Origin of the sequence: Cellulophaga geojensis KL-A, from assembly GCF_000568425.1 — a bacterium.
Classification (GTDB): Bacteria; Bacteroidota; Bacteroidia; order Flavobacteriales; family Flavobacteriaceae; genus Cellulophaga; species Cellulophaga lytica.
Genome location: NZ_ARZX01000014.1, coordinates 29,879 through 55,090, shown reverse-complemented (window position 1 = coordinate 55,090; position 25,212 = coordinate 29,879). Strand labels below are relative to the sequence as shown.

Sequence of the window (25,212 nt, the reverse complement as noted above, 5' to 3'; positions counted from 1 at the left end):
GTGGGCCTTATTTTAGGTTTGCCCTTTTTTTAATTTCTAACAGTAACTATATTACCGTTTATAGATGAGCTGTAAAAAAGCATGTCATGATATCTATTGTCATCATCTGGCCTATTTAAAAATTGACCCGTAAATAAATTGTATTTATAGTCTTCGCATGGGCAAGTAACATTTTGCTTATCATCATCTAAAACCATAGTAGAGCAAGAGCTAGGCTCGTGGTTTGGGCAGCTAGCTTCAAAAGCCATAAAACTATCAAACCCTGTATTTATAACAAAAATACCTTTAGTGCCAACACCTTGACTGCCAACGTAAACGGCATTTCCAGTGTTTTTTAAGGCACTATATGATGGTAAGTTTAGGTTTAAATCTATTCTAAAACTAATCTCTTGTAGGTAAGGATTTCTGTTAGTTCTGCCGCTATCACAAGAAAGTAATAGAAAAACGGCTAAAAATGTAAAAAGTGTTTTCATAATATGTTTTCTTAGTACTAATACAACAGCAAATGTGAACAAAAATTATGTATATTTGTATAAAATCCTCTAGAAATAAGAGGATTTTCTTATTTATAAAATGATCATGTTATGAGTAACGTATCTTATTATACCGCAGAAGGTTTAAAAAAGTTAAAAGATGAGCTTAATCAGCTTAAAGACATAGAGCGCCCAAAGGCGTCACAAGCTATTGCAGAGGCTAGGGATAAAGGAGATTTATCTGAGAATGCAGAGTACGATGCAGCCAAAGAAGCACAAGGTTTATTAGAGCTTAAAATTTCTAAGTTAGAAGAAATTGTTGCTGGAGCCAGAATTATTGATGAGTCTCAGTTAGATACATCTAAGGTACTAGTTTTATCTACGGTTAAACTAAAAAACCAGTCTAACGGTATGGAAATGAAATATACCTTAGTTGCAGAAAGTGAAGCCGATTTAAAAACAGGGAAAATATCTGTAAACTCTCCAATAGGTAAAGGTTTGCTAGGTAAAAGTGTTGGTGACGAAGCAGAAATTGCTGTGCCTAACGGAAAAATTAAACTTACAATTTTAGAAATAACTAGAGCATAATGGCATCTATTTTCACTAAAATAATTAATGGCGAAATACCTTGTTATAAGGTGGCAGAAGATGCTAACTATTTTGCTTTTTTAGATATTAGCCCTAACGCAAAAGGGCATACGCTTTGTGTGCCCAAAAAAGAGGTAGATAAAATTCTAGATTTAGACGAAGAAACTTATATGGGGTTAATGGCTTTTTCAAGAAAAGTGGGCAAAGCTATTGAAGCTGTTATTCCTTGCAACCGTGTAGGTATGTCTGTTATTGGTTTAGAAGTGCCACACGTGCACGTGCATTTAATACCTCTAAATTCTATGGCAGATGCTTCATTTAAAAAGAAAGAGGAAGTTACTACAGAAGAGTTTACGGCTTTAGCAGTAAAAATAGCAGCTAAAATTCAATAATTTTTTGGGTAAAAATGTAAACTGCTATACCAACTATGGCAATTAGTATAAGCATAATTATATAAAATAAAGATGTAAATTTTACACTTGTTTTGTGCGGTATAGCTAACTTTTGGTAGTAGTTAAAAGAGCGCTCTATGTCATCTGTCCAGTTTACTGGGTATATTGTGCAGTGGCATCTTAGGCATTTTATATCATTACTTACCTCACTGGTAGTTTTGTGTATAAATTTGCCAAATTTTTGCTTTTGATAAAAAGTAACCATAAGCTCGTTATGAAAACATTCTGGACAGTTATTTTTTATGTTAGCCTCTTTTAGTACTACTAATTTCTCCTTAGACATAGTTAAATTTTTGTTTTTAACGAAATCTGCATTACAGTGCCATCTTTACTCGAAGATAACACTTTTACTTTACCGTTATGGTATTCTTCTACAATTCTTTTAACTAAAGACAGCCCTAAACCCCAGCCACGACGCTTAGATGTGTGCCCTGGATTAAAAATAGAAGCATAGTTTCCTTTAGGTATTCCATGGCCAGTATCAGACACTAAAATGTTTACAAAGCTTCCTGCAGGGATAATTTCTATGGCAATATGTCCTTTACCTCGCATAGCATCAATACCATTTTTAACTAAGTTTTCAATGGTCCAGTTGTACAAGGGTTTGTTAAGCATAACTGGCAGTTCATCTACTTTACTATCAAAAGAAAACTGAATTAATTTAGAGCTTCTTCGTTTTAAATAATCAAAAGCACTTTTAGTTTCGACAACAATATCTTTTTCTTCAAGCTTAGGTAAAGACCCAATGTTAGAAAACCTGTCTGTAATAGTTTGTAGCCTACAAATATCTTTTTCAATTTCTACAGATATTTCTGGATTTATGTTTTCATCTTTTAACAACTCATTCCACCCCAAAAGAGAGGTAAGCGGAGTGCCAATTTGGTGTGCCGTTTCTTTAGCCATACCAGCCCAAAGTTTACTTTGTTCAGATGCTTTATTGGTTTTAAAGAAAAAGAAAATTACAGCACCAAATAAAAATATAATTAGTAATAGCGCTAAAGGGTAATATTTTAAATTATTTAAAACTTCAGAATTACCATAATAAAGGGTAGCAATTAGTTCTCCTTTATGGGTCATTAAAATAGGTGTATTTTCTTTTTTAAAATCCTCTATCTTTTGTTTTATAAAAGCAGTGTCTTTCTTTTTGTTGCCTTCTATGTTTTTTGCGTTAAAAGTGCCGCTTTTGTTCACCAAAATCATTGGTGTAGAGGTATTGTTTTGAAAAATCTTTAAATGTAAATCTCCTAAATCTTCCGTTTGTGAAGAGTTACGAAACTCGGTTTGGGCTGTGGCCCATATTTCCATTTTGTGTCTTTCTTCTTTCTTAAATTGCTCAAAAAAACTATTTGTATTCCATAAAATAAGGCTCACAATAAAGAAAGCGCCAACCATTAAGGAAATGTTTATAGTTTTGTTTTTTGGATTAAAATTCATTGTTCCAATTCTTGGGTTTAAAGATAACGTAATTTAATGCACATTTGGTATTTCTATCTTGCCATCTTGTTTTAAATAGCGGACAAATTATGTACCTTTGCATTCTATGAAAAAAACAATTTCTATAGTACCAAACGAGGTTACAACGGCTAAATTGCACGGATATCTTTTAGGTGCTGTTGGCCCTAGACCTATTGCATTTGCTAGCACAGTAGATAAAGATGGTAACCCTAACTTATCTCCTTTTAGTTTTTTTAATGTATTTAGTGCAAACCCGCCAATACTAATTTTTTCTCCTGCTAGGCGTGTTAGAAATAATACAACAAAACACACCTTAGAAAATGTATTAGAGACTAAGGAAGTTGTGGTAAATATTGTAAATTATGCAATAGTACAGCAAATGTCTTTGTCTAGTACAGAGTATGCAGAAGGGGTAAATGAGTTTAAAAAGGCTGGTTTAACAATGTTAAAGTCTGATGTGGTCACCCCTTTTAGGGTAGCAGAATCTCCAGTGCAGTTTGAGTGCAAAGTTACTAAAGTAGAGGCTTTAGGTGATGAAGGTGGTGCCGGTAATTTGGTGTTTTGCGAAGTTGTTAAGGTGCACGTAGATTCTTCAGTTTTAGATGAAAACGGAAGTATAGACCAACATAAAATAGATTTGGTTGCCCGTATGGGAGGTAATTGGTATAGCAGAGCTAAAGAAGGTATGTTTGAGGTTCCAAAACCGTTATCTACCTTAGGAATAGGTATAGATAGTTTGCCAGACAAAATAAAAAACAGTAAGTTGTTATCTGGTAATGATTTAGGGTTGTTAGGTAATATAGAAGTTTTACCAACAGCCAAAAGTGTACAACAATTTGTTAATGAAAATGAAGATGCACAAGCAACACTAGCAACTAATGATAGTGTACAGCTGCAATTAAAGGCTAAAGAATATATTTTTAATAACAACCCATTGGGAGCATTAAAATTATTGTTAGCAGGTATAGATATAATAGAATAAGAACTAAATTAATAAACACGCATAAGAAACTAATTTAAGATGGAAGTACAAGGAAAAGTGAAAATGGTTGGGGAAACTCAGACTTTTGGAAGTAACGGATTTAGAAAAAGAGAAATAGTTGTTACAACAGAGGAGCAGTATCCACAGCATATAATGGTAGAGTTTGTTCAGGATAAATGCGATTTGTTAAACGGTTATAGTGTTGGGCAACCAGTAAAAATTAGCATAAACCTTAGAGGTAGAGAATGGGTTAACCCACAAGGAGAAACTAAGTACTTTAACTCTATACAGGGTTGGAGAATAGAAAACTTACAACAAGCTGCTCCAAGCGGAGATGCAGGAATACCACCAGCTGCGCCAGCACAAGCTTTTGAGCCTGCTGATAATTTAAATGAAGAAGATCACGATGATTTGCCTTTCTAGGTTAAATGGTGAATCCAATATATTATTTAACAGATAAGTTAGAGTTTCCTCCAGTACATACAGCTAATGAAGAAGGTTTGTTAGCGGCTGGAGGAGATTTATCTGTAGAACGATTACAACTTGCCTATAAAAGCGGAATTTTTCCTTGGTTTGATGATGATAGATTGCCACTTTGGTGGAGTCCAGACCCAAGAATGGTATTGTTTCCGCAAGAATTAAAAGTTTCTAAAAGTATGCGTAAGCTTTTACGCGATGAAGCTTTTACTGTTACAAAAAATAAAAATTTTGAAGAAGTAATTCACCGTTGTGCTACTGTACCAAGAGATGGGCAGCCAGGCACGTGGATTACCCAAAATATGCAAAACGCATATATAGAATTGCATAAAAAAGGCTTTGCACACTCTTACGAGGTTTGGTTAGATAACCAATTGGTGGGTGGTTTGTATGGCATAGATTTAGGTACTGTGTTTTGTGGAGAAAGTATGTTTAGTGATGTTAGCAACGCATCTAAATACGGTTTTATAACAATGGTACAAGAAATGCAAGCTAACAATTACAAACTTATAGATTGCCAAGTCTATACACAGCACCTAGAGAGTTTAGGTGCCAGAGAAATAGATAGGGATTATTTTATGGAGTTTATTGAGTAGCGTTTAGTTCATATATTTGCCAATCAAGTTTATCTTCTATTGATATAGTTTTGAAAATTTGAAAGGCATAACTAGAAATATATTCTATTGTTTTAAAGAACTTTAAGTAATCTAGTTGTATTAATATTTCTTCTTCGTTAATATAGGAGTAATTAAACAGCATTTCAAAAACTTTAAAATGAGTTTGTGATTTGTTAATTTTACTCTTTTTTATTTGGCATTGAGTATGTGTTATAGCGTGTCTGGTTTCTGAAATTATAGTCCAAAATTCATAATATCCAGTCTTTATAATATTACTTTTTGAGTATTCTTTAAATGTATCTTTACCTGCTTCTTTTAGTAAACTATATAGATTTTTTCCAGTCGGAATATTTTCTCGATTGAAAATAAGCCCTTTTTTTAGCTTTTTGATTACTTTCTGTTTAAAAACGTCATCTTTATTGGATTTAATATAAATAATATCCTTGAGAAAAGTTTCTAAAGCCTCGAAAGATTGAGAGTATAGAAGGCAAAATTTTAGTGATAATACTTTTTCTATTTCATCACTATAAGTTTCTCTGGTTATTAGTTTAAAAGAGTTTGTTGAAATTCGGGCAGCTCTTTTTTTGTCACTCCAATCAACTATTAATAAAGAATTACTAAGACTAAGTGAAGCTTTGTTTTTATTATATTTTTCAACATCTGATTTTAGAACGTCATTTATTCTAAAAGATATTTGTCTATATACTAATAATCTATCATATAAAATATCTAGAGGTTTCTTGTAGGAATTTTTCATTTAATTCTACTTTAAACTACTTGCTGTATGTGGGTTACTTAACAACTCTTTAAAAACTGCCCAACGTTTTTCTGGTTGGTCTACAGTACCTCCTTTAGCTTTTACATAGTCTGCAACTAGGTCTTTACCTAAATTATAATTTATAACATAGCTACGGTACTGGTCTATAAAACGTGTGCGTTGCAATGCTCTATCTGGTGCGTAAAACAAATATTTTTCTAGCCATTTGGCAGCTTCTTCTCTAGAGATTTCTCCGTTTAAATATTGCCTTGCAGCTTCATTACCTGCGTAATTTAGCTTACCTATTAGTCCTAGAATTTTATAGTATTTATCGGCCTTGCTAGCATCTAAACCTGCAATAGGGAAAAGTACTTCTTTTTCAAAAGCAACACGTTCATCTCCTGGGAAAGCTACGTCTATACCATAGTTTGCACTACCTTCTGCTATTAAAGATTGCGGAGAAAATAATGGATATACTGAAAATTCTTTCCATCCTTTAGCATCAACTAAATTTTGTTCTAATAGCGCATTAAATACGTGGTGACCAGGGTAACCTTCGTGGCAAGCTAAGTCTATTGCACGTTGTATAAAAATTGGAAAATCGGTATTTATCTGTATTAAACTTTTGCTTTTTCCTTGGTAGTAATTGTAACCAGACCAGCTTTTATCATTTACATATTCTAACACAAAATCTTCATTCTGTGGTAATTTAAAATGGTGATTAGTTCTTTTTCTTGCTTCTGTAATAGCAACTCTAAAAACAGTATCTAGCTTATCTTTTGGTATTATAAATTGTTTTTCAAAAGCAGCATATCTAGTAGCTAAATCTTCATCTCCTGGTAGCTCTTCTTCTAAAGCAGCAATAAGTTTGTTAAAGTGCTCTTCTGTAAAATGCGGTGGTTCTGCATCATATAAAAGTTTAGCTTCTTCATCAAAACTATAGGTTTTACCTGCTAGCATCTCTAACTTGGTTTTTACAGCAGTTAGTTGCTTTTTAAACATTGTATGTCTTGCTTTGTCAATACCAGAAAAAGTAGTTGTATCTACTAAATTAGCGCTATTTATTAATGTGTTGGCTCTGGCTATAAAATCTGAAGCTGGTATAGTATCTAATTTAGCTGAGGTTGGTTTCCATTCTTCTGGGCCATAATAAGCATCAACAAAATCACTATTATATTGTCCTACTTCTAAAACCAGTTTTACGTAATCTTCTGCTAAAGCATTCATTTTAGGCTTTTCTGGTGGTTTACTACAAGATCCTAATGCTATTACAGCAAATAAGGCTGCTATTTTATTCTTCATAAATGTTATTCTTTAGTGGTAATGTTTAAAAGACTCTCATTAAACAAATTAAAAATACGTGTATATTCATCTGTCCAGCTACTAGGCTCTACAAAACCGTGACGCTCTACAGGATAAACAGCCATTTCCCAGTTCTTTTTTTCTAACTCTATTAAACGCTGAGATAAACGTACCATATCTTGAAAATGCACATTATCATCTACCATACCGTGTAGAATTAATAAATCTCCTTTTAAGCCATCTGCATAATAAATAGGAGAGCTTTTTCTGTAAGCAATGCTATCTGTAACCGGAGTATTTAAAATACGTGCAGTATAACCGTGGTTGTAAGCAGCCCAATCACCTACAGAACGTATTGCAGCACCAGCTTTAAAAGTGTCTGGAGCATTAAACATTCCCATTAATGTTATAAATCCGCCATAAGAACCGCCATAAATTCCGACTTTATCTTTGTCTATACCATATTTATCTACTAATAATTTTGCGCCATCTACTTGGTCCGATAAATCTTTACCACCCATATGGCGGTAAATCCCGGTTCGCCACTTGCTGCCATAACCAGCACTACCTCTATAATCTATGTCTAACACAGTATACCCATTATCTACCAATATGTTATGAAACATATACTCTCTGTAGTAAGAGCTCCACCATTTGTGTGCATTTTGTAAATAGCCAGCTCCGTGTACAAAAATTACAGCAGCTTTGTTTTTTGTTGCTGTTTTAGGTTGATATAACCTTGCGTATACCTCGGCTCCGTCCTCAGCTTTAAAGGTAATAACCTCAGGATCTTTCCAGGTGTATTTTTTAAAACTGTCTGTAAGTGAATTTGTAATTTGTTTTGGAGCTGTTTTAGATCTGTTTTTTATTGGGTTAGGTTGTATGTATAACTCTGTTGGTTTGTTGCTGTACGAATGTAAAATAGCCATTTGGCGCTCATCTGGAGATAAAGTAACCTCGTTATTACCAACCATTGTGGTTAACTGAGTTAATTTACCACCTTTTAAAGGCATTGTATAAAATTGTCTGTCTCCAGGATGATTTTTATTAGCTGTAAAATACCAACGTTTTTTGTCTGTAGAAATGGTTGGTTCATAAATTTCAAAATTACCAGAGGTAAGTGCTTTTGTTTTTTTAGTTAACACATTAGTGGTGTACAAATGAGAATAACCTGTTTTTTCAGACTGGTACCAAATACTATTGTCATCTGGTAACCAACCTAAATTACCCCAACCAATTCCTGGGCCGGCAATCCAAGCTTTATCGTGTTGGTGGTCTAAATTGGTAACGGTACCATCAGCAAGATTTAAAAGAACTATCCAACGGTCTTTATAATCGTTAGAGCTAATGTCTAAAACGGCTTTTTTACCATCTGCACTCCAAATAGGACCAACTATGTAGCCAATTCTGTTGTCGTTTTTATACGTTTTGTTTGGGTAGTCTTTAGTGTACTCAGGCACATAATCTAAACCTTCTAAATTATCTAAAGATACAGGGTATGTTTTTTTGTTTTTAATATCATAAATATGAAGCTCATAGCTGCTTGGCTTGTCACCAACCTTAGAGCGTGTATTTTCATTTTCTACATAGCCAGATTCTGTTACAAAATGCGGCATAGTAGTACGCTTGTTACTTGCATAAGTGGCAGCAATGTAGGTTACATAACTACCATCTGTACTAATACTTTGGCTGCTAATAGACTTACCTTCTGTGTATATAGAAAATAGCTCTTTTTCTTTGTAGCGTTCCATTGCTTTTTTGCGAGCGTCTTCTTTGGCTTTGCGTTCTCTTAAAACATCAAAAAGAGCAAGTTGGTCATTACGTAACCATTCATCTTTATCGCTTAAGTGCTTTTCTTTATCTTTTTTGTCTGTAAAATTTGTGATTTGCGCAGTTGCACCAGTTTTTATATTCCAAGTATAAATATTTTGTCCTTTTTGATATGCAATTTTACTGCCGTTTTCTATAAATTTTGCATTTCTTTCGCGGTCTGTAGTTTGGGTAACCTGTATGGTTTTATTGGTAGTAATATCTGTATAAAAAATATCGCCACGTTTTATATATACATTTTTTGTTCGTTTAGAATTAAAAGTTGGGGTAGAAGGTAGGTTGTATTCGGTTTCAAAATCTACTTTACTAATATTGCCATTAGTGCTGTTGTAAACGTAAAGAGAGTCGCTATATGCATTTTCTGTATTCCAGTTAAAATAAATGCTTTTACTGTCTTGAGACCATTTAGCACTAGAAGGTAAGTGGCCAATAAAGTCACTACCCTGCATAATTTGTTTAATGCTTAAAACCGATTTGTTATTTTCTTGAGCGTAGATTGATAGTGAGCAAAGCAGAATGCTTATGCTAAAAAGGAACTTTTTTTTCATTTTCTTTTGGTTCTTTCTGATGATTTTTGGCTAAGTCAGTGTCAGTATTTTGTTTAATGCACTAAAGTTAGCATTATTTCCAATTCTATGGTAATATATTCCAAGTATCTGTTTGGTCTGTAAACGAGTGGCTGTAGAATGTAAAACTTAATTTAATTAATAATAAAATAGCTAAAATGGATTGTCAATTTAAAAAAAAGAAATAAAAAAAAGGCTGGTAAAAACCAGCCTTACTAATATTATGAGTGATGTAAACTTAATTTACAACCAATACAAAATAATTCTTTTTGCCACGTTGTAATAATACAAATTTGTTGTTAATTAAGTCTTTGCTTGTAATAACGTAATCTTCTTTTACTTTTTCTTTGTTTACAGAAATTGCATTTTGTTTAAGTTCTCTACGTGCAGCACCATTAGAGTCTAAAAACTGAGTTTTAGCAGCTAAGGCACCAATCATATCCAAACCTTCTTCAATATCTGTTTTAGTTACTTCTGCTTGTGGTACACCTTCAAAAATATCTAAAAAAGTTTTTTCGTCTAAGGTTTTTAAATCTTCAGAAGTAGATTTTCCAAATAAAATATTACTTGCTTTTATTGCGTTATCTAAATCTTGTTTAGAGTGTACACTAATTGTAATTTCTTCTGCTAATTTTTTCTGTAAAGCACGCATATGTGGCGCTTCTTTATGCTCTGCAATTAATGCATCAATTTCTTCTTTAGTTAAAAAAGTAAAGATTTTTATAAATTTTTCAGCATCCTCATCAGATGTGTTTAGCCAGTATTGGTAAAACTTGTAAGGAGAAGTACGTTCTGCATCTAACCAAATGTTACCACCTTCAGTTTTTCCAAACTTAGTACCATCTGCTTTTGTAATTAATGGGCAGGTAAGTGCATAGCCTTTACCGCCACCAATTCTACGTATCATTTCTGTGCCCGTAGTAATATTTCCCCATTGGTCACTGCCACCCATTTGTAAGGTACAGTTGTGTTCTTTAAACAAGTGGAAAAAATCATACCCTTGCACTAATTGGTATGTAAACTCTGTAAAAGACATTCCTTCTTTGGCTTCAGAAGTTAAACGCTTTTTTACAGAATCTTTAGCCATCATGTAGTTAACGGTAATATGTTTACCAACATCACGAATAAATTCTAGAAATGAAAATTCTTTCATCCAATCGTAATTATTAACTAAAACAGCAGCATTTTCTTCGTCACTTTTAAAATCTAAAAAGCGAGATAGCTGGTCTTTTATAGCATTTTGGTTGTGTCTAAGTGTTTTTTCATCTAGCAAATTACGTTCTGCAGATTTTCCAGACGGATCACCAATCATACCTGTAGCTCCACCAATTAACGCATATGGTTTGTGACCTGCTAGTTGAAAATGACGTAGCATCATTACACTAACCAAATGGCCAATATGTAAAGAGTCTGCTGTTGGGTCTATACCCACATAAGCAGCACGCATTTGTTCTAGTAAGTGTTCCTCTGTTTCGGGCATAACATCATGTATCATACCCCTCCATTTTAATTCTGCGACAAAATTAGAAGCCATTGTATTTTATGTTTTGTAATAGTAGATGCAAATATAAAAGAAATAGAGAGCTTTGGCAGTAGTCTACAGTAAATTAAATTGCTAAATTTGAACTATGATATTGGTAACAGGAGGCACAGGATTAGTAGGCGCGCATCTTTTATTGCAGCTGCTTAAAACAGAGGGCGCAGTAAAGGCTATACATAGGCCAAGCAGTAACTTGGAGCAGGTAAAAAAAGTATTTTCTTATTATGTAGACAATGCAGATGAGTTATTTACAAAAATTAATTGGGTTGTTGCAGATGTTACAGATATACCTTCTTTAGAAGATGCATTTATTAACGTTACGCACGTTTACCATTGCGCAGCTTTAATTTCTTTTGACCCTAATGATTATTTTAAATTAAGACACGTAAATACAAAAGGCACTGCCAATATTGTAAATATTTGTTTGGCTAATAATGTGCAAAAGTTAACTTACGTAAGTTCTATTGCTACTTTGGGTAAAAATGAAGCAACACCAATTGTTACTGAAGAAACAGAATGGAATGATGCAGATGTAAATGTTTATGCACTTACAAAATATGCAGCAGAAATGGAAGTTTGGCGAGGTACACAAGAAGGTTTAGATGCTGTTATTGTTAACCCAGGTGTTATTTTAGGGCCTGGATATTGGGACTCTGGAAGTGGACAATTTTTTAGTAAAATAGCAAATGGTTTAAAATACTACCCACCAAGTGGTAGCGGATTTGTAGGTGTTGCAGATGTTGCAGATATGTGTATTAAGCTAATGAAATCTGACTTAAAAAACGAACGCTATATTGCTGTAACCAAAAATGCTACGTTTAAAGAGGTTTTAGATAAAATAGCAAAAGAAATTAACAAGCCAAAACCAACTAAGGCTTTAAAAATATGGCAGTTAAATATTTTGTATAAGTTAGACTGGTTGGTGCATTTATTTACCAGAAGAGGTCGTAAGCTGTCTAAAATGCAAGTACACGGCTTAAAAAGTCAAGATATGTACCAAAACGCAAAAATTAAAGAAGCTATAAACTTTAAGTTTACAGATTTAGATACCGTTATTAAAACTACTTCTTCCCTGCTTTTACAGGAGCAACTTTAAGTTTTTCTGGATTCTTTTTTCTGCTAGCAGCAATACTATCTGCTTTTAATTCTCTTTTGCGGTCTAATTGAGTTCTTATGGTGTCTAATTTACGCTGTATTTCTTTATAAAAACCTTCATAAACAACAGGGTTAGCAGCATAATAAATATCGCTATCTGCAAACTGTGTACTATCTATATTGTATTTTTTATAGATATATGGCATTGTTTTTACATTGTTTTCTACCAATACATTGGAGTTGGTATTTTTTGCAGCTGTAATAAGTGCTAAATCATACAAAATATCTACCATTTCCTCTTCACTAATAAGATTATCTGGTTTTTTAATAGCACTCTCTGCACAAGAAGCAACTGTAGCAATCACTAAAAGTAACGTTAAAAACTTTTTCATTTTTTATATGTGTTAATGGTGTAACGCTAATTCTTTAATTACCTGTTAAAGGTTAATCTATGTGCATTTTTTTGTTCAGAAACTACGCCGTTTTCATATGCTAAATGTCCATTAACAAAGGTATGAGAAATTTTAGATTTAAATGTGTAGTCTTCAAACGGAGACCAACCACATTTGTATAAAATGTTAGACTTGCTTACTTGCCAAGGACTATTGGTGTCTACAATAACTAAATCTGCAAAGTACCCTTCTTTAATATATCCTCTTTTTTCAATTTGAAATAAAATAGCAGGGTTATGACACATTTTTTCTACCATACGTTCTATAGTAATTGTGCCATCTAAAACTTTCTCTAGCATAGCAGGTAAAACGTGTTGTACTAACGGTCCTCCAGATGGTGCTTTTGTGTAAACGTTATCTTTTTCTTCAAAAGTATGTGGTGCATGGTCTGTTGCAATAACATCAATACGGTCATCTAAAAGAGCGTCCCACAGCATAGACCTGTCTTCTGCAGTTTTAACAGCAGGATTCCATTTTATAAGTGTTCCTTTTTCTTTGTAATCTTCATCAGAAAACCACAAGTGATGAACACAAACCTCTGCTGTAATTTTTTTGTCTTTTAAAGGAATATCGTTTCTAAAAAGACTTGTTTCTTTTCCTGTAGATAAATGAAAAACGTGTAGTCTGGCACCCGTTTTTTCTGCCAGAGCAATAGCCTTAGAAGAAGACAAATAACACGCCTCTGTACTTCTAATAATTGGGTGATATTCTATAGGGATGTTGTCTCCGTACTTTTCTTTATACGTAGCCATATTTTTACGAATAGTAGTTTCGTCTTCGCAATGAGCCGATATAACCATTTCTGTATTGCTAAATATTTTCTCAATAACCACTTCGTTATCTACCAACATATTTCCGGTAGAAGAACCTAAAAATAGTTTAACACCAGAACAAGCGTTTTTATCTAGTTTTTTTAACTCCTCTAAATTGTCATTAGTACCACCAAACAAAAACGAATAGTTAGCGTAAGAGCTCTCTTTTGCCACAGCAAATTTTTCTTCTAACTTTTCTATTGTTGTTGTCTGCGGATTTGTATTTGGTTGCTCCATAAACGTTGTAATACCACCTGCAACAGCAGCTTTACTTTCTGTAGCAATATTTCCTTTGTGCGTAAGTCCTGGTTCTCTAAAATGTACTTGGTCATCTATAATGCCAGGTAATACGTAATTGCCTTTAGCGTCTATAACCGTAGCATTAGCATCACTAATAGAACTACTTATTTTTTCTATATAATTACCGTTTAAAAGAATATCACAATTGGTAATTGTGCCTTCATTTACAACCTTAGCGTTTTTTATTAGTGTCTTTTTCATTTTAAAATTTGTTTTTTTGAAACAAGCTTATGTATTTCATTTTTATTACTCCAAAAACAGCTTCGCCAATAATTGAAGAACTCATCTTAGATTTTCCGCGTACTCTATCTGTAAAAACAATAGGTACTTCTTGTATTTTAAAGCCTTTTAAATGTGCTCTAAATTTCATTTCTATTTGAAAAGCGTACCCTATAAAACGGACCGTATCTAAACTTAGGTTTTCTAATACTTTTCTCTTATAACAAATAAAGCCAGCAGTTGGGTCATCTACACGCATACCAGTTATCATTTTTACATAAAATGATGCGCCATAAGAAAGCAATATTCTAAACAAAGGCCAATTTACAACATTAATACCTTTTACATACCTAGAGCCAATGGCTAAGTCTGCACCAGCAATACAAGCATTGTAAAGGTTCATTAAATCTTTTGGAGAATGAGAAAAATCTGCATCCATTTCAAAAATATAGTCGTATTTATGAGCAATTGCCCATTTAAAACCGTGTATGTATGCGGTTCCTAAACCTGCTTTTTCTTTACGTACTTCTAAAAACAGTTTGTGTTTAAATTGTGCCTGTAGTTCTATTACTTTTTGTGAAGTACCGTCTGGGGAGTTATCATCTACAATAAGAATATGAAATTCTTTTTTTAATGCAAAAACGGCATTAATAATAGCCTCTATATTTTCTATCTCATTAAAAGTAGGAATTATAACTAAGCTATCTGTCATTCTTTTTTTTAGTATTGAATGCACAAAAGTACTATTTAAATTTTAGTGGTAAAACCCAAAGTGCGTTTTATGATTTATTTACAATAGTATTGCGTCTTTTTTAAGTTTTAACACGTATTAATTAATAAAGTTGGTCTAAGTATTAATTTGTAGTTTTGTGCCAATTATACGTATACAAAAAGAAAAATGGAATCTATAACAAGGGTTTTTAATAATGTAGATTGGGTTACCGCCATATTTGTGGTTAGTCTTTTTGTGTTGGTTTTAAGCAAAACTTTTTTTTACCATAAGTTTATAAATTTTGTAGCGCTACCATTTAATAACAAATACATTTTTTTACATAGTAAAAAACATATTTTATTTAACTGGTTTAATGTTTTATGGAGCGTTTTTTTATGGTTAAATGTAGCTTTGTTTGTTTATTATTTGCTTAGTATTTTTAAAATAGGAGGTACGCTTACTCCTATAAATTACCTTTATATTTTTGCAATTATTAGTTTATTTGTTGTAGTAAAATTAGTATTACAATTTATTAATAGTTTTATTTTTAACGCCGAAACAGCAATAGTTCATATAGTTTTTAATAAAGTTTCTTATCAAAATTACAGCGGATTAGTGTTGTTTGCCGCTAATATTTTTCTTACATATATTACACCATATTCTGAGCTAGTTGCTTATTTGGCGCTGGTTTTGTTTATCGTTGTACTGTGCATTGGTTGGGTTAATCTGCTAAGAATTCATCGAAATTTCATTACAGTTAATTTTTTCTATTTTATTTTGTACCTTTGCGCACTCGAAATTTCACCTTTTGTGATAATAGGTAGTTACCTAAAATATTGATGTCTATGAAGATAAAAACGATTTTGGTTTCTCAACCAGAACCTAAAATGGAGAACTCTCCCTATTCAAGACTTATTGAAAAGGAGAAGTTAAAAGTAGATTTTAGACCGTTTATACATGTAGAGGGAGTTGATGCTAAGACAGTGCGTCAGCAAAAAATTGATTTAAATAACTTTACAGCAATAGTGCTAACGAGTAGAAATTCTGTAGATCACTTTTTTAGAATAGCAGAAGAAATGCGTTTTAAAGTGCCAGATTCTATGAAGTACTTTTGCCAGTCTGAGGCTGTGGCTTACTATCTTCAGAAATATGTAGTTTACCGTAAACGTAAAATATATGTTGGTAAAAGAATGTTTGCAGATTTAGCCCCGTTGTTAAAAAAGTATAAAACAGAAAAATTTCTTTTACCTTCTTCAGATGTATTAAAGCCAATTGTTCCTGAAACATTGGATGGTCTTGGTTTGGATTGGAAGAGAGCTATTTTTTACAAAACAGTAATTAGTGATTTGTCTGACTTAAGAGATGTGTATTATGATATACTTGTTTTCTTTAGTCCGTCTGGAATTGAATCTTTATTAAAGAATTTTCCTGACTTTGAACAGAATGATACTAAAATAGCTGTTTACGGAAATACAACAGTTAATGCTGCTACAGATGCTGGTTTACGTATAGATATACTTGCGCCAACACCAGAAACGCCATCTATGACAATGGCTTTACAGAAGTACATTACTACTGCAAATAAAAAATAAAAACAATACGTTATACGCAAAAGCCTCATTTTTTAATGAGGCTTTTTTTATTGCAATTTATACAATACTAAAATGTTATTTTTTTAAACTATGTAAAAAAGATCTCATTTTTGGTATAATTTTATCTGCATCTTCTTCTAGAGCAAAGTGACCGGTATTGTAGATATTGTAATCTATATTTTTTACATCTTTTTTAAATGCTTCTGCTCCACTTTCAGGAAAGAATGCGTCATTTTTACCCCAAACAATTAATAATGGAGGTTGGTTGTCTCTTAAATATTGTTGCCATTTAGGGTATAGTTTTATATTATTTTGATAATCATAAAACAAATCTAAATTTACAGTATGCGCATTTTGTCTAGATAATCTAAGGTAGTCTAAATGCCAAGTATCTGGATTTATATTTTCTGAATTTCTGGTGCCGTGCGTGTATTGCCATTCTAAACCTTCTAAGGAAAATGATGGTAGTAATGCATTTTCTGTAGTTTCATTTCTGTTAGCCCAAAACTCTTTTGTAGTTTTCCAAGCTTCACCTAAACCTTCTTCATAAGCATTACCATTTTGGTTAATTATGGCGGTTATTCTATCTGGGTTTACTGTTGCTATTCTAAATCCTATAGGTGCGCCATAATCTTGTATCATAATAGCGTAACTTGTTATAGATTTTTGCTCTAAAAATGAATTTATTGTTTTAGCAATATTGTCAAAAGTATACTCATATTCTTTTTGTGAAGGAAAATCACTATTTCCAAAACCAGGATAGTCTGGAGCTATTAAATAGTACTCATTTGATAGCTGGTTTAATACTTTTCTGTATTGATGAGAAGAAGACGGAAACCCGTGTAATAGTACTATTGTTGGGTTGTTACTGTCTCCTGCTTCTCTATAAGCAATTTTTACACCATTTACATTTTCCGTTTTGTATTTTACATTATTCATTTTTTTATTTTTTATAGTTTCTACATTTTTTTTACTGCTTGTTGTTTCTGTTTTATCCTTGCAGGCAGTTATTAACATTAATAATAACAAGGGCACTAGTTGTAATTTTCTCATTTTATATTATTCTTTCGTTTTTATTTATTTGCAAATCATTAATACTTGCATAGCGTTTTTGCATTAATCCGTTTTCGTCAAATTCCCAATTTTCATTTCCGTAAGCTCTGTACCATTGTCCATTATTACTTTGATACTCGTAAATAAACCTAACGGCAATTTTATTTTCATTAAAGCTCCAGAGCTCTTTTTTTAATTTATAGTTATGCTCTTTTATCCATTTGTTTTTTAAAAACTCTTGCACCTCTTTTCTACCATTAATAAAACTGGTTCTATTACGCCATTCTGTATTAAGGGTATATGCCATGGATACTTTAATGGGGTCTTTACTGTTCCAAGCATCTTCTGCTAATTGTACCTTTTGTATGGCTGTTTCTTGGGTAAAGGGAGGTAATGGGTATTTTTTCATAATTATTTATTTAAATTACCGAACATTCGGTAAAGTATTAATTTAATTTTTTTTATCTTTTTAAGTAACTATTTTCTATGTTTTGCATTGTATTTTCAAAAACTGACAAATCACCTAAGCCCTTTGTTACAATTAGGCAACCTTGTATTTGTATTAGTACTTGCATAGCTTTTTTTTCAGCTTCTTCTGATGTAAAGCTTAGGGCAATACCTATTTCTTTAAAAGCAGACAACCACTGTGTCATCCCTTTATTTATTTGCGCTTCAAACAACTCTATACCAGCTTGCATAGATAGTGCTCTAAATATACAAATGGCATCTCCACCATCATACAATTCACGTATGGCCAATAATCCTTTTTTTAAACGGACTGTAGGTGTTAAGTTGGTGTCTAAAAGCGTATGAAAAACATTGGTGTTAATCCACTCTTCTAAATGTACTAAAACAGCGTCTGCCATCTCTTGTTTGCCGTTAGGAAACCTATGGTAAAGACTTGCTTTTTTTAAACCAGTAGCATCAGATAATTCTTTTAAACTAGCACCTTCATATCCTCTAGATCTAAAAATTTTAGTTAAGCCGTTTAATATTTCTTTGTCTAATACTTTTTGTGGTCTCATAGGGCAAATGTAATATATTTTTTTAATTACCGAACGATTGGTAAAATATTTAACATAATTTTAAATATTATCATTGTATTTTTTTGTCTTTCTATTAATGTACTGTCACAAATGTTAAGAACTAAAATTAATTTTATTGGTACAATACATACCTTGGAGGCTTTAATCCGTTTAAGCGCATATAAACTAGCATTTGAGCTCTATGGTGCGTAATATGATCTGTAAGTAGTAATAAAATTTGTCTTTTGGTTCTGTTGGCTCCAAAATAGTCAAGTCTTTCATCTAGCTTTTTTGTATCAAATTCAGAAATAAAAGCACTAGTAACGTCAAAAGTATTGCTAATTGTGGCAATCATTTCTTCTTTAGATTTGTTACCTATTTTAAGCTCTGTATCTGTTTCCCAATTTCTAGCATCTCTACCACCCATTAAAGATTGGCTATGCCAATCCATAGCCCAAGAAATGTGCATTAAATGCTCTGCAAAACTCATAGACTCTGGTGTTGGTTTAAAAGTATATTTATCGTTAGGCATAGTTTCTGCAACAAGAATTAAATACTTTTTAGAAGTTTCTAAACGTTCTAAATATTCTTTTATAAAAGTCTTGTTGGTTTGTGCAAATAAAGGTTTAACAAAACAAGAAATTAGAAGAACAAGAGTGAGAGTTTTTCTCATATTATATAGTTTTTTGATATGCAACAAGTTACTAAATTAATCGGTGTCTGTATATGCTAATATCCAAATTGTTCTTGTTTCCATACAAACTATCAAATACGTATAATCTATAATAAAATCTATAAACCACGTATTCCACGCAGTGCTAGAGGTGTAATACCTAACATAATCATAACTGTATTTTTCATAAAACAACTGCGAGCAAAATAACCGTGCTTTTTCTTTAATTTGCTTAGGCTCTTTTTTGTATTGAGAGCCGTATGCGCCTCCATGAAATAGTAACGCAGCAAGTTCTCCATCAATTACAAAACCATCTTTAGTATCAAAATTTGGTTCTTTATCAATTTTAAAAGCCCTTTTTTTCAGAATTATTTTCATTATTAAAGGTTTTAAGAACTTTATCAGAAAGTAAAAAATTATTATAAAAGTCAATTTCGTCTAATCTTCCGCGAGAGCAAAACCAATCAAATATTTCATTTTCATGAAACTTAAATCCCTTAAAATAAATATCGCCGCCAAGGTTAGCTTTTACTAAGTTTATAAACTCAAATTCTTCGTCAATAACATCAAAAACCAACTCTTGCCACATTTTCTGTATTTGGCTTTCATTAGGCAAATTTATTGTCCAGTTAACTGTAATTGGTTTCATTTTAAATAAGTAAGATATTTACTTAAAACAATAATAGCTATAATCTAACAAATTTATATAGCTAAACTTGGTAAAGTATAGTTTGTTGTTTTCTACAAATGGATTTATTTCTTCTATTAGAACCTCACACCTATTAAATAGGCTTTGTTTAGCTAAAGTATTTCCGTCTAAATTTTGTAGTTCTATGTAGGCTAATTTATGACCGTTTTGACTAGAAAAACCAAAGTGACTAAAGTTGTTTTGTACATAAATAACCACCTGTAAGTCTTTACCTTTTATTATCTCTGTTTTGTAATATGTATAATTTGGTTTTAGAAGAAACCAAATTACTACAACCGTAATTGAAATTGAAAGTAATATATGTATAGTTTTTGATTTCATTTTAACATTATGACTTTCTGTTTTATCCCGGCAATAAAAATCGTTTTAATTCCTTACTATGCATTCTAATAATCTCCTTTTCAATATACTTTAGAAGCTCAGGGCATTCCCTATCAAAATCTTCAGAAACTACTTTTTTTAATTGGTTGTTAAATTTAACCGTAACCGTTAAGTGGCTATTGCAAGTTGTGTTGCTAGCGTAGAAGTTTTTAAGTTTAAAAAAATCATCATTAAGAATCTTTTTTACAAAATTATTTCTGGTCTGTACGCTAATGATTTTTTTAGAAATTTGATTGTAATTACTGTTATCTACGCCTATATTTTCTTTAGATGGATAAAAAGTGATTAAAGTGTCTTTAAGTACAAACTTATCATAATGAAAAGCACCACGTTCTACTGTAATTTCTATGCTAGATGAATCTATTTTAGATTTTTGCTCTAACGCTGCATCAATATTACCATTGCTTTGGTCAGTATTTTTTTTGCTAGATAAGTTACAAGCAAAAAAGCAAAATGGTAGTATGTAAAAAAGTAATTTAAACGATTTCATTTTTAACAGTTTATGCAATTTTTTAAGTGTGTTATTTTTTTATCCAGCCAACAGCGTAGGATCCATTTTGTTTAATAAAAACCAAAAGCCAATTTTTTTCTTGGTTTACAACTATTGCAGACTCATTTTCTACAATTCCTATTCTATTTCCAGTTTTTTCTTTAGCTGTACAAGGATCTTTTTTTGTAACATCATCTACTACTGGTGTACTTCTTAAAATTCCGGATACTGTTTTAGCATATAATTTGTTTGATGCTGTAATAGTTGTTTTGTCATGAAATGATATTGTACTTTCCTTAACAGCAGATGTATTGTTAATAGTTACTTTAATTAAGTTAGAATAATACTCACAACAGCAACTGGGATTGTAACTATTTATTTCTGTACCATTTGTAGTACTTGTTATTGATAGTATTTTACCAGGAGCATCATACACTAACTGAAATCCTTTTTTACTATTTAAAAATATTGCTGTTTGATGATATGGTTGACACGTTCCTGAAAATATAAGGTCTTTTAAGCCATCATTATTTAGGTCTTGTACGTGCCAATTATTTTCTGTGTCATTAGTGTTGCAATAATATGTTGGTATTGGTATTTTAGAAATACCTGTAGAGTCTACCTTAAAATTAGCGGTAGTTTTTAATAAACCAATTCTAGTTTTAATGTCACTAAAATCTTGACTAAATAAACTTAGAGACATTAAAAAAAATACAATTCTAATTACACATTTCATAAAACTAAAATTATTAAAAGTAGTTAATGGGTAGTAGTACTTTGGTTTAATTGATGATAGTTTTATAAGTCTATCTCATACAATTTTGGAAACTTAGGGTAATAAGATAGCCATTGTATTGTAATTGTTCTTCCTTCAAAGGATTTATAAATTCCTATTACAGTTAAATCTTTACCATTTACTGTTTTTTCTTCTATACTGTAGGCTAACTGTTCTTTGTCTTCTATTATTTTTTTAATCAATTCATTTTTAGAATTAACTATATAATTTTCAACCTCAAGATAAAGCTTATCTAAATAATCTTGCGTGTAGTTATTTGTATAAGTGTATTTTATTTCTTTTTTATAAGCCTCTCTAAAGTCAGCAATTTTACCATTTTTAATTTTTTTAGTAGTAACAATAAAATCAGCTAGTTGTTTTCTGTCACCGTCACCAGCAATATAAACAACACCAGTTTCCCATTCAATTTCAATACTGTCTCCTTTTAAATAGCTGCGACCTTCTTCGGTATTAATAAAGCCGTAGAAAGATTTTCCTTTTGAGGCTCCTATAACAGGATAATCAAAATTGTCGTTATAATGAAGAAAATTAAACGTATCCTTTTGTTTTGGCTGGGATAAAAAACCACTAAAAACATAGCCGGTAAGCTCTTTGTTATTATCAGCCTTACCAGATACTTTGTACCATTGTCCTTTTATTTTTTTTCCGTCGTCCGTTACTTCAAAAAATAGGTCTGTTTTATGTAATACCGCTACTTTTTCGGCATAATTAAATTTTCCTATTTTTTTAGCGTCCAAACTAGAATTTTCCCTAACGTTTAAGCCACTCTTGGCAGTAACAAACAAATTGTTTTGAGCGCAAAGAGGTATAATTTGAATAAAAATTATAAAGGTTAATGCAATTTTTTTCATATTTATTCCTCTATTAATTCCCCTTTGTAGTTGTACTTTACTCTACCATAATTAAAGCTGTAAATTCTTTTTTTGTTTTCGTCTTCTTTTAAAAAGTCAAAATCATCTTCTTTAGTGTCTACTAATACTTTTCCATTTGTATCAATAAGCTTATAAGTACCATTTAATTCTACCGCAGTAATACCATCTTCAAAGTCTTTAGCATCAGTATATTTAAAAGGAATAACTAATTTGCCCTTACTATTAATAAACCCTATTTTAGAGTTGGTGTTACTAACCATAATTCTGTCATCAGCTAAGTTTTTATATATATTGTTTACGTTAGGAAGAAGAGTTGCATTAGCATTTTCATCTAACAGGTAGTATTTGTTGTCATAAGTAATTCCAAATAACACATTGCCAACTTCTTTAATTTGCCAGTATAAATTAGACCCTATTGGTTTGTTATCTTGTGTAACAAGCGTATAATAATCATTTTCTTGTTCTGGTAGTATACCAATAAGGCCGTTACTAAAAGCCTCTACACTGTAAACTAAAAGTGTATCTAATTTTTCTTCAGCTTTATTTAAGTGATAAAAGTGATTGTAATCTTCATAAAAATTACCTCCTATATTTTCTAAACCTCCAACCCCTTGTATTGTTATTTTTGGTTCTCCATTACTGTCTATAAATACAATTGCATTCTCTGTTTGCATAGCAACTAGTGCATCATTTTCTTTAATTGGTTGGTAGTTGTATGCTGTAAATGTTGTTTCCTCGGTTTTTGTATTTTTTTTAAAAAATAACTTTACGCTTTTTACAGTACCATAGTAGTAATATTGCTTATGGAAAATACCATCATTATCGTTAAAAAAATCTATACTAGATAGGTTGTCTTTTAAATACTCTTGTAATTCTGCAGTATCTTTAAAATCATCATCGTTTAATTTTTTTTGTAGTTTTTTAAAGTACCCTAACATTTCTGTAAGTATATCTTCTTCATCACCAGGAGCTACGCCATTGTTAGAGTATCCGCTGCGATCTAAGACTTTACCTTCTTCATTATGGCCTTGTACTTTTATAGGCGGAGCAATTGTGTCACTCAATGTAAAATAAACGTAATTGCCTTCTGCTTTTACAAAGTTAATTTCTCCTCCTTTATAGTGTTCTCTTGGGTTGTCTGATGAAATTTCAACTACATCATAATCTTTAATATAATCTACTTTAAATGTAATATCTATGCTGTCTATAGCTTTGGCTTTTCCCCATTTTTCAGTAAAATGAAAATCTAACCCATAATCTTCAATACTATCTGTGCGAACCTCGCCATCATGGTAGTATATTTTTTTAGGTATGAATGTTTGTGTAACACCTTGGCCAAGCTTTATAGGGTTTTTATTATCATTATTAGTACCTACAAATTGCAAATCACTTTTATAATCGCTATACGTTTGTGAAAACGTCACATTTTTAAACTGATTAAGAGCTTTGTGTACCCCTGTAGTATCTACTTTAAAAGGTTCTTCATACTTTTCGTCTTCTTTGTCAATTGTTTTAATATCATTAGAAAAAGAGCCACTAAATAATTTAGCCATAGACTCAAATTGTTTAATATTTGAGTTTACTTCTTCTTTAATTTCATCTAAGGGTTTATTGTCTAAAGCAGATATAAACTCATTTAACTCGGTATTGTTTTTTGGTTGAGTTTTGTTACAACTAACAATAGCTAAAAGTGCCGTAATTATATATAGTATTTTTTTCATTATCGTATTATTTTTAGCTCGTTAGTACCTTTAGGTTGGTATAAAAAATGATTAAAGGCATCATCGTAATTTTTGCCGGTTAAAATGATCATATCAGATTTGTCTTTAGCGTAAGTATAAATTAATTTACCACCAGCATTAAATTCAATATCAAAATCCTTTGCTAACGTGTACTTATACGTATTTAGTAACATAGTTAAGTAGGCTTTCCACTTGGTACGTGCGGTTTCAAAATTAGTATCAAAATCTAGCTGTTGAGTTTCAAAATCTTTTTGATAAAACAAGTCGTTAATAGCTTGCTCATCATTTGCTAAAATGGCATTTCCTAATTTGGTGTATAATGCAATTATTTTTTCTTTTAAATCCTTACTGTTTCTTAAATCTGTACCATTTGTCCAAGCTTCTGGGTAGTATGGTAATGTGGAGTTAAAGTCTATTTTAAGGTTTACTGGAATATTATTTCTAATACTTGTTTTTTCTATACTTTTAACAACTTCATTTGTACTGTTATCTATAATTTGTATTGAAAAACTAGGATCTTCATAATATGTATTTGGTTCTTTTTTTATGGTTTTATCTTCAGTTTTAGCAGTTATTTTTATTGAAGAATTTGGACCAGTAATGTAGTTGTTTAAATTAAAAGAATCTGAGTCTGTACCTGTGGCAATACTAACATCATTTATACTAATATCAAAAACACTGTTGTACGACTTAATATTTAATACGTATTTAGGTGCCGTTTCAAAAACCTTAACCTTGCTGTGTATTTTTGCTAACGGATTATTGTATACAGGGTTGTAAGTAATAGTTAACTTGCCATAATCTTTATTACCAAAAGCGGCTAAATGTTTGCCGTTTACAAAATTAATTTCTAGTTTTTTATTTTCAATTTCATCTTTCCATTCAAATTCAACATCATCACTATAGCTGTTAGTTTGGTTTGTTAATCCTTTTTCAGCTTCCAAAACTTCAAGCAATTTTTTAGCAGATGTATTAATAGTGTCTGTAGTAAGTAGCGTGTAATTATCTGTAATTAAGGCACTTTTTACAGGTACGCCAGCATAGTGCATTCCTTTTAAGGTAAGGTCTATAAAGCTAGATGTGCTATCTATATTTTCTTCTTTGTTTTCTAATATCATTTTAGCAATTAACGCCTTTGTTTGTGAGCTAGATTTAACTTCTGCAAAGTCATATCTAGGAGTAGCAACACTATCACAAGAAACAAGTGTTGTATAAATTGATAAAACTAGAACTGTTATTATGTTTTTCAT

General features: G+C 31.6%; 30 protein-coding genes. 8 read left to right on the top strand and 22 right to left on the bottom strand.

The annotated features are described in order from the left end of the window. Positions 1–29 precede the first annotated feature (29 nt). Positions 30–473, bottom strand: coding sequence for a Rieske (2Fe-2S) protein (locus KLA_RS11210; protein ID WP_034645909.1), 444 nt, complete (start codon positions 471–473; stop codon positions 30–32). 111 nt (positions 474–584) lie between these two features. Here KLA_RS11210 and greA point away from each other — a divergent pair, with 111 nt between their 5' ends. Further along, a complete protein-coding gene (greA, locus tag KLA_RS11205; RefSeq protein WP_013620582.1) occupies positions 585–1,061 on the top strand; it encodes a transcription elongation factor GreA in 477 nt (158 codons plus the stop codon). After that, entirely contained in the window at positions 1,061–1,453 is a 393-nt protein-coding gene (locus KLA_RS11200) for an HIT family protein (protein WP_034645907.1), read from the top strand. Before greA ends, KLA_RS11200 begins: the two co-directional genes overlap by 1 nt. Here KLA_RS11200 and KLA_RS11195 read toward each other — a convergent pair. Both KLA_RS11195 and KLA_RS11190 read right to left on the bottom strand, forming a co-directional pair. Next, complete coding sequence (locus KLA_RS11195) at positions 1,440–1,796, bottom strand: hypothetical protein (RefSeq protein ID WP_034645905.1); 357 nt, start codon at positions 1,794–1,796, stop codon at positions 1,440–1,442. The two genes, KLA_RS11200 and KLA_RS11195, sit on opposite strands and share 14 nt — an antisense overlap. A gap of 2 nt (positions 1,797–1,798) precedes the next feature. Further along, entirely contained in the window at positions 1,799–2,947 is a 1,149-nt protein-coding gene (locus KLA_RS11190; protein ID WP_034645903.1) for a sensor histidine kinase, read from the bottom strand. Positions 2,948–3,053: 106 nt separating this feature from the next. Here KLA_RS11190 and KLA_RS11185 point away from each other — a divergent pair, with 106 nt between their 5' ends. Genes KLA_RS11185 through aat form a run of 3 tightly spaced genes read left to right on the top strand, consistent with a single transcriptional unit; the run spans position 3,054 to position 5,023 of the window. After that, positions 3,054–3,950: a flavin reductase family protein gene (locus KLA_RS11185; RefSeq protein WP_034645900.1), complete on the top strand. Its 897-nt coding sequence runs from the start codon at positions 3,054–3,056 to the stop codon at positions 3,948–3,950. A 39-nt stretch (positions 3,951–3,989) separates the two neighbouring features. Beyond that, complete coding sequence (locus KLA_RS11180; RefSeq protein WP_013620577.1) at positions 3,990–4,373, top strand: DUF3127 domain-containing protein; 384 nt, start codon at positions 3,990–3,992, stop codon at positions 4,371–4,373. A gap of 5 nt (positions 4,374–4,378) precedes the next feature. Further along, positions 4,379–5,023, top strand: a complete 645-nt coding sequence (aat, locus tag KLA_RS11175) for a leucyl/phenylalanyl-tRNA--protein transferase (protein WP_034645898.1) — start codon at positions 4,379–4,381, stop codon at positions 5,021–5,023. Here the strand turns inward: aat and KLA_RS11170 are convergent. From KLA_RS11170 to tyrS, 4 genes are all read right to left on the bottom strand, one after another. Further along, positions 5,013–5,801 (bottom strand): hypothetical protein, encoded by a 789-nt coding sequence (locus KLA_RS11170; RefSeq protein WP_034645896.1) that lies wholly within the window; start codon positions 5,799–5,801, stop codon positions 5,013–5,015. The genes aat and KLA_RS11170 overlap by 11 nt on opposite strands. A gap of 6 nt (positions 5,802–5,807) precedes the next feature. Next, on the bottom strand, positions 5,808–7,103 hold the full coding sequence (locus tag KLA_RS11165; RefSeq protein ID WP_034645894.1) for a hypothetical protein: 1,296 nt from the start codon (positions 7,101–7,103) through the stop codon (positions 5,808–5,810). A 5-nt stretch (positions 7,104–7,108) separates the two neighbouring features. After that, positions 7,109–9,481, bottom strand: a complete 2,373-nt coding sequence (locus KLA_RS11160) for a S9 family peptidase (protein ID WP_034645892.1) — start codon at positions 9,479–9,481, stop codon at positions 7,109–7,111. Between the two features lie 256 nt (positions 9,482–9,737). After that, entirely contained in the window at positions 9,738–11,033 is a 1,296-nt protein-coding gene (gene tyrS, locus KLA_RS11155; RefSeq protein ID WP_034645890.1) for a tyrosine--tRNA ligase, read from the bottom strand. Between the two features lie 94 nt (positions 11,034–11,127). Here tyrS and KLA_RS11150 point away from each other — a divergent pair, with 94 nt between their 5' ends. Beyond that, entirely contained in the window at positions 11,128–12,135 is a 1,008-nt protein-coding gene (locus tag KLA_RS11150) for an NAD-dependent epimerase/dehydratase family protein (RefSeq protein ID WP_034645888.1), read from the top strand. Here KLA_RS11150 and KLA_RS11145 read toward each other — a convergent pair. Genes KLA_RS11145 through KLA_RS11135 form a run of 3 tightly spaced genes read right to left on the bottom strand, consistent with a single transcriptional unit; the run spans position 12,101 to position 14,629 of the window. After that, positions 12,101–12,526 (bottom strand): DUF4296 domain-containing protein, encoded by a 426-nt coding sequence (locus KLA_RS11145; RefSeq protein WP_013620569.1) that lies wholly within the window; start codon positions 12,524–12,526, stop codon positions 12,101–12,103. The two genes, KLA_RS11150 and KLA_RS11145, sit on opposite strands and share 35 nt — an antisense overlap. Positions 12,527–12,564: 38 nt before the next feature. Beyond that, positions 12,565–13,899 carry a dihydroorotase gene (locus KLA_RS11140; RefSeq protein WP_034645886.1) on the bottom strand — a complete coding sequence of 445 codons (1,335 nt, stop codon included), beginning with the start codon at positions 13,897–13,899 and terminating at the stop codon, positions 12,565–12,567. A 1-nt stretch (position 13,900) separates the two neighbouring features. Further along, on the bottom strand, positions 13,901–14,629 hold the full coding sequence (locus tag KLA_RS11135) for a polyprenol monophosphomannose synthase (RefSeq protein WP_034645884.1): 729 nt from the start codon (positions 14,627–14,629) through the stop codon (positions 13,901–13,903). Between the two features lie 186 nt (positions 14,630–14,815). Between KLA_RS11135 and KLA_RS11130 the strand changes: the two genes are divergently transcribed. Both KLA_RS11130 and KLA_RS11125 read left to right on the top strand, forming a co-directional pair. Next, on the top strand, positions 14,816–15,469 hold the full coding sequence (locus tag KLA_RS11130) for a DUF4271 domain-containing protein (protein WP_034645882.1): 654 nt from the start codon (positions 14,816–14,818) through the stop codon (positions 15,467–15,469). Between the two features lie 5 nt (positions 15,470–15,474). After that, entirely contained in the window at positions 15,475–16,221 is a 747-nt protein-coding gene (locus KLA_RS11125) for a uroporphyrinogen-III synthase (RefSeq protein ID WP_034645978.1), read from the top strand. A 75-nt stretch (positions 16,222–16,296) separates the two neighbouring features. Here the strand turns inward: KLA_RS11125 and KLA_RS11120 are convergent, their stop codons facing one another. The 12 genes from KLA_RS11120 to KLA_RS11065 all read right to left on the bottom strand — a co-directional run bounded on the left by KLA_RS11120 (position 16,297) and on the right by KLA_RS11065 (position 25,212). Further along, complete coding sequence (locus tag KLA_RS11120; protein WP_084470718.1) at positions 16,297–17,274, bottom strand: alpha/beta fold hydrolase; 978 nt, start codon at positions 17,272–17,274, stop codon at positions 16,297–16,299. A 1-nt stretch (position 17,275) separates the two neighbouring features. Next, positions 17,276–17,683, bottom strand: coding sequence for a nuclear transport factor 2 family protein (locus KLA_RS11115; RefSeq protein WP_013620563.1), 408 nt, complete (start codon positions 17,681–17,683; stop codon positions 17,276–17,278). Between the two features lie 52 nt (positions 17,684–17,735). Continuing rightward, complete coding sequence (locus KLA_RS11110; RefSeq protein WP_034645878.1) at positions 17,736–18,299, bottom strand: TetR/AcrR family transcriptional regulator; 564 nt, start codon at positions 18,297–18,299, stop codon at positions 17,736–17,738. Positions 18,300–18,432: 133 nt separating this feature from the next. Continuing rightward, positions 18,433–18,972: a DinB family protein gene (locus tag KLA_RS11105; protein ID WP_034645876.1), complete on the bottom strand. Its 540-nt coding sequence runs from the start codon at positions 18,970–18,972 to the stop codon at positions 18,433–18,435. A gap of 36 nt (positions 18,973–19,008) precedes the next feature. Beyond that, positions 19,009–19,350 (bottom strand): hypothetical protein, encoded by a 342-nt coding sequence (locus tag KLA_RS11100; RefSeq protein WP_034645874.1) that lies wholly within the window; start codon positions 19,348–19,350, stop codon positions 19,009–19,011. Then, positions 19,319–19,621 (bottom strand): hypothetical protein, encoded by a 303-nt coding sequence (locus KLA_RS11095; RefSeq protein ID WP_034645872.1) that lies wholly within the window; start codon positions 19,619–19,621, stop codon positions 19,319–19,321. The genes KLA_RS11100 and KLA_RS11095 overlap by 32 nt, the downstream gene beginning before the upstream one ends. Positions 19,622–19,639: 18 nt before the next feature. Next, entirely contained in the window at positions 19,640–20,002 is a 363-nt protein-coding gene (locus tag KLA_RS11090) for a hypothetical protein (protein WP_034645870.1), read from the bottom strand. 22 nt (positions 20,003–20,024) lie between these two features. Further along, positions 20,025–20,552, bottom strand: coding sequence for a hypothetical protein (locus KLA_RS11085; RefSeq protein ID WP_034645868.1), 528 nt, complete (start codon positions 20,550–20,552; stop codon positions 20,025–20,027). Positions 20,553–20,583: 31 nt separating this feature from the next. After that, complete coding sequence (locus tag KLA_RS11080; RefSeq protein WP_034645866.1) at positions 20,584–21,288, bottom strand: hypothetical protein; 705 nt, start codon at positions 21,286–21,288, stop codon at positions 20,584–20,586. Positions 21,289–21,350: 62 nt separating this feature from the next. Then, the gene (locus KLA_RS17630; RefSeq protein ID WP_051456095.1) at positions 21,351–22,199 is read right to left on the bottom strand and encodes an SH3 domain-containing protein; all 849 of its coding nucleotides are present in this window, start codon (positions 22,197–22,199) and stop codon (positions 21,351–21,353) included. A 2-nt stretch (positions 22,200–22,201) separates the two neighbouring features. Continuing rightward, positions 22,202–23,941: a WG repeat-containing protein gene (locus KLA_RS11070; RefSeq protein ID WP_034645864.1), complete on the bottom strand. Its 1,740-nt coding sequence runs from the start codon at positions 23,939–23,941 to the stop codon at positions 22,202–22,204. Further along, positions 23,941–25,212, bottom strand: coding sequence for a hypothetical protein (locus tag KLA_RS11065; RefSeq protein ID WP_034645862.1), 1,272 nt, complete (start codon positions 25,210–25,212; stop codon positions 23,941–23,943). Before KLA_RS11065 ends, KLA_RS11070 begins: the two co-directional genes overlap by 1 nt.

What these genes read in the sequence shown, in the direction of transcription:
- KLA_RS11210 (WP_034645909.1), bottom strand. Translation starts at nt 473, where the DNA reads ATGAAAACACTTTTTACATTTTTAGCCGTTTTTCTATTACTTTCTTGT.
- greA (WP_013620582.1), top strand. Translation starts at nt 585, where the DNA reads ATGAGTAACGTATCTTATTATACCGCAGAAGGTTTAAAAAAGTTAAAA.
- KLA_RS11200 (WP_034645907.1), top strand. Translation starts at nt 1,061, where the DNA reads ATGGCATCTATTTTCACTAAAATAATTAATGGCGAAATACCTTGTTAT.
- KLA_RS11195 (WP_034645905.1), bottom strand. Translation starts at nt 1,796, where the DNA reads ATGTCTAAGGAGAAATTAGTAGTACTAAAAGAGGCTAACATAAAAAAT.
- KLA_RS11190 (WP_034645903.1), bottom strand. Translation starts at nt 2,947, where the DNA reads ATGAATTTTAATCCAAAAAACAAAACTATAAACATTTCCTTAATGGTT.
- KLA_RS11185 (WP_034645900.1), top strand. Translation starts at nt 3,054, where the DNA reads ATGAAAAAAACAATTTCTATAGTACCAAACGAGGTTACAACGGCTAAA.
- KLA_RS11180 (WP_013620577.1), top strand. Translation starts at nt 3,990, where the DNA reads ATGGAAGTACAAGGAAAAGTGAAAATGGTTGGGGAAACTCAGACTTTT.
- aat (WP_034645898.1), top strand. Translation starts at nt 4,379, where the DNA reads ATGGTGAATCCAATATATTATTTAACAGATAAGTTAGAGTTTCCTCCA.
- KLA_RS11170 (WP_034645896.1), bottom strand. Translation starts at nt 5,801, where the DNA reads ATGAAAAATTCCTACAAGAAACCTCTAGATATTTTATATGATAGATTA.
- KLA_RS11165 (WP_034645894.1), bottom strand. Translation starts at nt 7,103, where the DNA reads ATGAAGAATAAAATAGCAGCCTTATTTGCTGTAATAGCATTAGGATCT.
- KLA_RS11160 (WP_034645892.1), bottom strand. Translation starts at nt 9,481, where the DNA reads ATGAAAAAAAAGTTCCTTTTTAGCATAAGCATTCTGCTTTGCTCACTA.
- tyrS (WP_034645890.1), bottom strand. Translation starts at nt 11,033, where the DNA reads ATGGCTTCTAATTTTGTCGCAGAATTAAAATGGAGGGGTATGATACAT.
- KLA_RS11150 (WP_034645888.1), top strand. Translation starts at nt 11,128, where the DNA reads ATGATATTGGTAACAGGAGGCACAGGATTAGTAGGCGCGCATCTTTTA.
- KLA_RS11145 (WP_013620569.1), bottom strand. Translation starts at nt 12,526, where the DNA reads ATGAAAAAGTTTTTAACGTTACTTTTAGTGATTGCTACAGTTGCTTCT.
- KLA_RS11140 (WP_034645886.1), bottom strand. Translation starts at nt 13,899, where the DNA reads ATGAAAAAGACACTAATAAAAAACGCTAAGGTTGTAAATGAAGGCACA.
- KLA_RS11135 (WP_034645884.1), bottom strand. Translation starts at nt 14,629, where the DNA reads ATGACAGATAGCTTAGTTATAATTCCTACTTTTAATGAGATAGAAAAT.
- KLA_RS11130 (WP_034645882.1), top strand. Translation starts at nt 14,816, where the DNA reads ATGGAATCTATAACAAGGGTTTTTAATAATGTAGATTGGGTTACCGCC.
- KLA_RS11125 (WP_034645978.1), top strand. Translation starts at nt 15,475, where the DNA reads ATGAAGATAAAAACGATTTTGGTTTCTCAACCAGAACCTAAAATGGAG.
- KLA_RS11120 (WP_084470718.1), bottom strand. Translation starts at nt 17,274, where the DNA reads ATGAGAAAATTACAACTAGTGCCCTTGTTATTATTAATGTTAATAACT.
- KLA_RS11115 (WP_013620563.1), bottom strand. Translation starts at nt 17,683, where the DNA reads ATGAAAAAATACCCATTACCTCCCTTTACCCAAGAAACAGCCATACAA.
- KLA_RS11110 (WP_034645878.1), bottom strand. Translation starts at nt 18,299, where the DNA reads ATGAGACCACAAAAAGTATTAGACAAAGAAATATTAAACGGCTTAACT.
- KLA_RS11105 (WP_034645876.1), bottom strand. Translation starts at nt 18,972, where the DNA reads ATGAGAAAAACTCTCACTCTTGTTCTTCTAATTTCTTGTTTTGTTAAA.
- KLA_RS11100 (WP_034645874.1), bottom strand. Translation starts at nt 19,350, where the DNA reads ATGAAAATAATTCTGAAAAAAAGGGCTTTTAAAATTGATAAAGAACCA.
- KLA_RS11095 (WP_034645872.1), bottom strand. Translation starts at nt 19,621, where the DNA reads ATGAAACCAATTACAGTTAACTGGACAATAAATTTGCCTAATGAAAGC.
- KLA_RS11090 (WP_034645870.1), bottom strand. Translation starts at nt 20,002, where the DNA reads ATGAAATCAAAAACTATACATATATTACTTTCAATTTCAATTACGGTT.
- KLA_RS11085 (WP_034645868.1), bottom strand. Translation starts at nt 20,552, where the DNA reads ATGAAATCGTTTAAATTACTTTTTTACATACTACCATTTTGCTTTTTT.
- KLA_RS11080 (WP_034645866.1), bottom strand. Translation starts at nt 21,288, where the DNA reads ATGAAATGTGTAATTAGAATTGTATTTTTTTTAATGTCTCTAAGTTTA.
- KLA_RS17630 (WP_051456095.1), bottom strand. Translation starts at nt 22,199, where the DNA reads ATGAAAAAAATTGCATTAACCTTTATAATTTTTATTCAAATTATACCT.
- KLA_RS11070 (WP_034645864.1), bottom strand. Translation starts at nt 23,941, where the DNA reads ATGAAAAAAATACTATATATAATTACGGCACTTTTAGCTATTGTTAGT.
- KLA_RS11065 (WP_034645862.1), bottom strand. Translation starts at nt 25,212, where the DNA reads ATGAAAAACATAATAACAGTTCTAGTTTTATCAATTTATACAACACTT.